This is a genomic window from Streptomyces sp. PU-14G, assembly GCF_041028275.1.
In the GTDB taxonomy this organism is placed as follows: domain Bacteria; phylum Actinomycetota; class Actinomycetes; order Streptomycetales; family Streptomycetaceae; genus Streptomyces.
Genome location: NZ_JASKYT010000385.1, coordinates 1 through 6,501, shown reverse-complemented (window position 1 = coordinate 6,501; position 6,501 = coordinate 1). Strand labels below are relative to the sequence as shown.

Below are 6,501 nucleotides of genomic sequence, written 5' to 3'. Positions count from 1 at the left end.
GTCCCGCACGCCCCGCAGGGGTCCCGGGCGCGGCGCGGTCCGCCGACGGGCCGGAATCCCGGCGCGGGGGCCCGCCGCAGTAGGTCAGCTTGCCGTTCTGACGGCCTGCGCGTCACCGTCTCCCGCCACTTCGCGGGCACCGGCACGGCTGCGCGCCTCCAGGTTCTCGACCGCGCCGACCGCCCGCTGACCCCTCCCGCCGACGACACCCCTCCGGTCGCGCCCCCCCCCCCCCCCCCCCCCCCCCCCCCCCCCCCCCCCCCCCCCCCCCCCTATCCGGGKGCCCGGTGGCACCGCGCCGCCCGCCACAGGCGAGCCCCCGGCGGGCGGGGGCCGGTGACGACGAGTCCGCCCACGAGACGGAGGAGACCGTGTCACAAGAAGAGCCGGTAGCCGATCCGTTCACCGTTTCGGTGACGGTACGCGGCTACGAGACCGACACCCAGGAGCACGTGAACCAGGCCGTGTACCTCCAGTACGGCGAGCACGCACGCTGGTCGGCGCTGAAAGCAGCCGGTGTCGAGCAGGCCGCCATGGTGGCCCGGGGCGTGGGGCCGGTCGTGCTGGAGCAGACGGTGCGGTACCTGCGGGAGCTGCACGCGGGTGACGAGGTGACGGTCAGCTGTTCCTTCGCGTGGGGCGAGGGCAAGACCTTCCGCGTACGCCAGCTCGTCCGCGCGGCGGACGGCACACTCGCCGCCGAGCTGACCGGCGTCGGCGGGGTGATGGACCTGCGGGCCCGCCGCCTGGTGGCCGACCCCGGCGCGGCGCTGCGCGAGCTGGCAACCGACCCGAAGGTACTGGGCCTGGAGTGACGGCGCCTCGCCAACTCTTTGGCCGCTCTCCCGGCCCCGGCTCGTGCCCCGCAAGGGCACGGGCCCCGACTCGTGCCCCGCAAGGGCACGGGCCCCGACTCGTGCCCCGCAAGGGCACGGACACACGGGCCGCCGGTCCTGGCGGGCCCCAGGACGAGGCTCCGTACGACGCTCGGGAAGAGGCTCCGTACGACGCGAGGGTGGCCCCCTGGCGGGGACCACCCTCGTGGGTGCCGAAGCTGCGTCAGCCGACGCGGTCCGTGCCGTCGACCGGCAGCGTCACAGCGCGGAGCCGGCCTTCCACTCCGCCCAGTCCATGTTCCAGCCGTTGAGGCCGTTGTCGGGCTGGATGGTCTTGTCTGGCGAGCCCTTGACCTCGACGATGTCGCCGATCAGCGAGTTCTCGTAGAACCAGGCACCGTCGGTGCCGGAGTTGTTCGCCCCCTGGGAGTCCTTCAGGCCGACGCAGCCGTGGCTGGTGTTGCCGGAGCCGAAGGGAGCGCCCCAGTAGTTGCCGTGGATGAAGGTGCCGGAGGTGGACAGGCGCATGGCGTGCGGCACGTCGGGGATGTCGTATCCCTCGGCGCCCTTGCGGCCGAACCCGACGGTGTTCCCGTCCATGCGGGTCTCCTTGTGCTTCTCGGAGATCACCATCTTGCCGTTGTAGGTCGGGTTGCTGGCGCTGCCCGCGGAGATCGGGATGGTCTTGATCGTCTTGCCGTCCCGGACGACCTTCATCTGGTAGTTCTTCACGTCGACCGTGCTGACCTGCTCGCGGCCGATGTTGAAGGTGACCTTCTTGTCCTGGACGCCGACGTTGCCGTTGCCCGCGTTCACGCCGTCGAGGTTCAGGTCGAGGGTGACCTTGGAATTGGGCTTCCAGTACTCCTCGGGGCGGAAGTCGAGCCGGTCGTTGCCGAACCAGTGGCCGACGACTTCCTGGCCGCTGGTCGAGTTGACCTTGATCGCGGACTCGACGGCCTTCTTGTTCTGGATCTGCTTGTCGAAGGTGAGGGACACCGGCATACCGACACCGACGGTGGCGCCGTCCTCACCCGCGTAGGTGCCGATGAAGCTGTTCTCGGGCGCGACGGTGGTGAACGTGGAGTTCTCCACGGCCTTGCGGCCCTCGCTGTCCTTGGCCGTCGCGGTGACCTCGTACTTGGTGGCCCGCTCCAGCTGCTTCCCGGGCTTCCAGGTCGTGCCGTCGGAGGAGAGGGAGCCTTCGACTTCGGTGCCGCTCTGCGCGGCCTTCATGCTCACCTTGGTGAGCTTGCCGCCCTTGACCGAGACCTTGCCGCCGTTGTTGATGCTCGCGTTGGTGGCGCCGTCCTTGGAGGCGATCTTTATTCGGGCCTGCGAGGCGTCTTTTTCGGCGGATATGTCGTTCTTGGCCGCGGACTTCTCGGTGTCTTCCCCGTCGTCGCCACCGCATCCGCTCAGCGCGAGCACCCCACCGAGCAGCACGGCCGTCGCCGCGAGACCCCTGCGGTGCTTCCCACCCGTCATCACTGGCTTCTCCATTTGCCTTCGGAACCCCATGTCTCCCCGGTAAAGCTGCTTAGCCCCCACAGCGCCCGAAATCGGACATGTGCGCTCCAGCTCCTCGCATAAGAACGCACGGGGGACTATGACCGGTTCCACTTTCGGTAAAACTGTGGTCTAGGACACGTATCCGACCCGTTCGCGAGCCGTCCCGCCTCTTGTCCCGTTTGATGAGGACGGAAACGTTCTGGTTCCCGAGAAGAGCGGAAGCATGCCTTCCCCCTCGCCTCCACCACTCAGTAACATCGGCCCGCGTACGGTCAGTTCACCGCTGATCCCCCAAGCCGTACGCCGTTCCGACGCACACTGGAGGGCCTTTTCGTGTCCGAGGCCGGACCCTCGAAGCTGTCAGTCCACCGCCGCTCTCTGGCGACCGCTGCGGCGGCCGGCGGAGTACTGTTCGCCCTCTGGTTCGTCCCCACAGCCAACGCTACCCCCGAAAAACCTGACCATCCCACCCATCACAGCGACACTGTGACGCGGTTGGGACACGAGCGGGACGCCGACCGGCCCGGTTAGGCCGGAGCCACCAGGCCAGGGCAGCGGCCACCAGGCCGAGGCAGGGCCGTCAAGCCCCGGCCGGGGCCGCCAGACCAGGGCAGGGCCATCGGGGTGAAGCCAGGGCCACCGGAGCCAGACCGAGACCGCCGGAATCAGGCCAAGGCAGCCGGAGGCAGACCGAGGCCACGGGAGTCAGGTCAGCGGGCCGGTGACGGACTCGGCCGCGGCCACCAGGGCACCGGACCGGACGAAAGCCTCCGCGGCCTCCAGGTCCGGCGCCAGGAACCGGTCCTCCCCCGGGCCCTCGGCCCCTGCCTCACGCAGCGCGGCGACGACGGCACGCGCCGCGTCACCCGGCGCCGCGCCCGCCGTCTGCGAGCGCAGCTCGACCGCCCGTGCGCCCGCGTACAGCTCGACGGCGATCACCCGGGCGAGTCCGTCCACCGCGGTCCGCAGCTTCCGGGCGGCGGACCAGCCCATGGAGACGTGGTCCTCCTGCATCGCGGAGGAGGGGATCGAGTCCACCGAGGCCGGTACGGCCAGCCGCTTCAGCTCGCTCACCAGGGCCGCCTGCGTGTACTGGGCGATCATCAGCCCGGAGTCCACCCCGGCGTCGTGCGCGAGGAACGGCGGCAGACCGTGCGAACGGTTCTTGTCGAGCAGCCGGTCGGTGCGGCGCTCGGCGACGGAGGCGAGATCGGCCGCGGCCACGGCCAGGAAGTCGAGGACGTAGGCGACGGGCGCCCCGTGGAAGTTCCCGTTCGACTCGACCCGCCCGTCCGGCAGCACGACCGGGTTGTCGACGGCCGCCGCCAGCTCCCGCTCGGCCACCGTGCGGGCGTGCGCCAGCGTGTCCCGGCCCGCGCCCGCGACCTGCGGGGCGCACCGCACCGAGTAGGCGTCCTGCACGCGGGGGGCGTCGTCCTGATGGTGCCCGGTCAGCCCGGAGCCCGCGAGCACCTTGAGCATGTTCGCGGCGCTGGCCGCCTGCCCCGGATGCGGCCGGATGGCGTGCAGTTCAGGGGCCAGCACCCGGTCGGTGCCCAGCAGCGCCTCCAGGGAGAGCGCAGCGGCGATGTCGGCGCTGGTGAACAGGCGTGCGAGGTCGGCGCAGGCCATCAGCAGCATGCCGAGCATGCCGTCGGTGCCGTTGAGGAGGGCCAGCCCCTCCTTCTCGCGGAGCTCGACGGGGGCGATCCCCGCCTCGGCGAGCAGTTCGCCGGCCGGGCGTACCGCGCCGTCGCGGTCCTGTGCCTCGCCCTCGCCCATCAGGGTGAGCGCGCAGTGCGAGAGCGGCGCGAGGTCCCCGGAGCAGCCGAGAGAGCCGTACTCGTGCACGACGGGGGTGATGCCGGCGTTGAGGACGTCGGCCATCGTCTGGGCGACCTCGGGCCGGACGCCGGTGCGCCCGGAGGCCAGCGTCTTCAGCCGCAGGAACATCAGCGCGCGGACGACCTCGCGCTCGACACCGGGGCCCATGCCCGCCGCGTGTGAGCGGACGATGTTGCGCTGCAGCTGGGCGCGGAGCTCGGGGCCGATGTGGCGGACGGCCAGGGCGCCGAAGCCGGTGGAGACGCCGTAGACGGGGTCGGGCTTGGCGGCCAGGTCGTCGATGAAGCGGCGGGCGGTGCGCAGCGCCTCGACCGCCTCCGGGTGCAGCTCGATCCGGGCGCCGTCCCGGGCGACGGCGAGGACCTCCTCCGGGGTGGTCCCCGAGTCCCCCACGACCACAGTGTGCATATTCATATTCAGGAACCCTAATGAGTGAATTGCCATCTGTCACGGCCGCCCGTCTCCGGCCACCCTACGGAAATTAGCTGTCTTCCTAGAGCCTCTAGCTTTAGGCTCGCAGCGGCACGCGCGGCCCCGACCGGGGGAGCCGGCGGTGAGTCGGCGACGAGAGGAGGGGCGGGGCGCATGGTGCGGGCGGGGCTGACGGTGGACCGCATCGTCACGGCGGCTGCCGAACTGGCGGACGAGGTGGGCCTGGACAACGTGACACTGTCCGCGCTGGCCCGCAGGTTCGGCGTACGCGACGCCAGCCTCTACTCCCACCTGCGCAACCTGGCCGACCTGCGCACCCGGCTGTGCGTCCTGGCCGCCGACGAGATGACCGAGCGCATCGCCCTGGCCGTCGCGGGACGCGCGGGCAAGGACGCACTGGTCGCCTTCGCCGACGCGTACCGCACCTACGCCCTCGCCCATCCGGGCCGCTACGCGGCGGGACAGCTCCAGATCGACCCCGCCCTCGCCGCCCAGTCGGCCGGGCACCGCCGCAGCGTCGAACTCACCTCCGGCATGCTGCGCGCCTACGGCCTCGAAGAGCCCGACCTGACCGACGCCGGACGGCTGTTGCGCAGCGCCTTCCACGGCTACGCCGATCTGGACACCCGCGCCGGATTCAGCCACCCGCGCTCGCTGGACGCCTCCTGGCACCGCGCGCTGGAGGCCCTGCACCTGCTGCTGAGCAACTGGCCCCGCACGGACGCGTCCCCGCCGCGCGAGGAAGTCCAGGGCACCGGCACCGGCGCCGAGCAGCACCAGTACCGGCACCGCACGGAGAAGGAGAGCACGACCCATGAGTGACCTGCCCGCCGACGCCACCGAACCCCGCGTCGGCGTCCTGCCCGTCCCGGGCGCCACCCTGCGCTACGAAGTGCGCGGCACCGGGCCGCTCCTGCTGCTCATACCGGGCGGCGCCGGAAACGCGGACGTCTTCCACGGCGTCGCGCCGGTGCTCGCCGACCGCTTCACCGTCGCGAGCTACGCGCCGCGCGGCATCTCCGGCAGCCCGCTGGACTGCCCGGGTGCGGAGCAGTCGGTCGAGGTGCACGCGGCCGACGCGCGGCGCCTGCTCGACCTGCTCTCCCCCGACGAGCCCGCCGCCGTCCTCGGCACCAGTTCGGGTGCCGTCACCGCCGTCGAACTGCTTGCGCGGCACCCGGAGCGGCTACGGCTCGTCGTCGCGCACGAGCCACCGCTGATCCGCGTACTGCCGGACCCGCATCCCACCCTGGCCGCCTTCGCGGACATCGCGGAGACCGCCGTGCGCGAGGGTGTCGGCGCCGCCTACGCGCGCATGGGCGCCGTCCTCGGCGCGCCGGAACCCGTCGAGGACCCGGCCGTGGGCGAACCGGCGCCCGTGCCCGACGGGCTGCGGGCCGCGATCCAGGCGAGCAGCGCGCACTTCCTCCAGCACGTGCTGCGGCCCTTCAGCCACCACGCCCCGGACCTCGCGGAACTCAAGGGGGTGGCCGACCGGCTCGTCGTCGCCGTCGGCCGGGCCTCACGCGGCCAGCTCACGTACACGATGGCCACCGCCCTGGCCGAGGCGGTGGGCTCCACGTGCCGGGAGTTCCCCGGCGGACACGTGGGCTGCGTCGAACACCCGGCCGCCTTCGCCCAGGCGCTGCGCGAGACGCTGCCCCCGGCAGGCCGCCAGGACCTTGCCCGGTCCGCCTGAGAGGGTCATGCACCCCTCGGCCCGGCCCGAGGGCGCCCGCCGACCGCTCCGGCGCCCTCCACCAGGGCTCCGGACGTGCCAGGGCTCCAGACCTGCCAGGGCTCCGGAGCTGCCAGGGCTCACCCCCGACGGAAGCGGCGGCGCTCCGGGGCGGGCGGCAGCGGGGCGGGGTCGGCG

Annotated in this window: 5 protein-coding genes and 1 pseudogene; 4 read left to right on the top strand and 2 right to left on the bottom strand. The window is 72.4% G+C overall.

Annotated elements, in window-relative coordinates:
* Window positions 1-99: 99 nt before the first annotated feature.
* A pseudogene (locus AB8Z75_RS29475) lies at window positions 100-222 on the top strand (restriction endonuclease); the annotation flags it as partial.
* A gap of 149 nt (window positions 223-371) precedes the next feature.
* Window positions 372-815, top strand: a complete 444-nt coding sequence (locus AB8Z75_RS29470) for an acyl-CoA thioesterase (RefSeq protein WP_369207291.1) — start codon at window positions 372-374, stop codon at window positions 813-815.
* 279 nt (window positions 816-1,094) lie between these two features.
* Here the strand turns inward: AB8Z75_RS29470 and AB8Z75_RS29465 are convergent, their stop codons facing one another.
* Together AB8Z75_RS29465 and hutH are read right to left on the bottom strand one after the other, a co-directional pair.
* On the bottom strand, window positions 1,095-2,324 hold the full coding sequence (locus tag AB8Z75_RS29465; RefSeq protein WP_369207289.1) for an Ig-like domain-containing protein: 1,230 nt from the start codon (window positions 2,322-2,324) through the stop codon (window positions 1,095-1,097).
* 729 nt (window positions 2,325-3,053) lie between these two features.
* Complete coding sequence (gene hutH / locus AB8Z75_RS29460; protein WP_369207287.1) at window positions 3,054-4,607, bottom strand: histidine ammonia-lyase; 1,554 nt, start codon at window positions 4,605-4,607, stop codon at window positions 3,054-3,056.
* A 171-nt stretch (window positions 4,608-4,778) separates the two neighbouring features.
* Between hutH and AB8Z75_RS29455 the strand changes: the two genes are divergently transcribed.
* On the top strand, window positions 4,779-5,447 hold the full coding sequence (locus AB8Z75_RS29455) for a TetR/AcrR family transcriptional regulator (protein ID WP_369207286.1): 669 nt from the start codon (window positions 4,779-4,781) through the stop codon (window positions 5,445-5,447).
* Window positions 5,440-6,324 (top strand): alpha/beta fold hydrolase, encoded by an 885-nt coding sequence (locus AB8Z75_RS29450; RefSeq protein ID WP_369207284.1) that lies wholly within the window; start codon window positions 5,440-5,442, stop codon window positions 6,322-6,324. Before AB8Z75_RS29455 ends, AB8Z75_RS29450 begins: the two co-directional genes overlap by 8 nt.
* The last annotated feature ends 177 nt before the right edge of the window (window positions 6,325-6,501 follow it).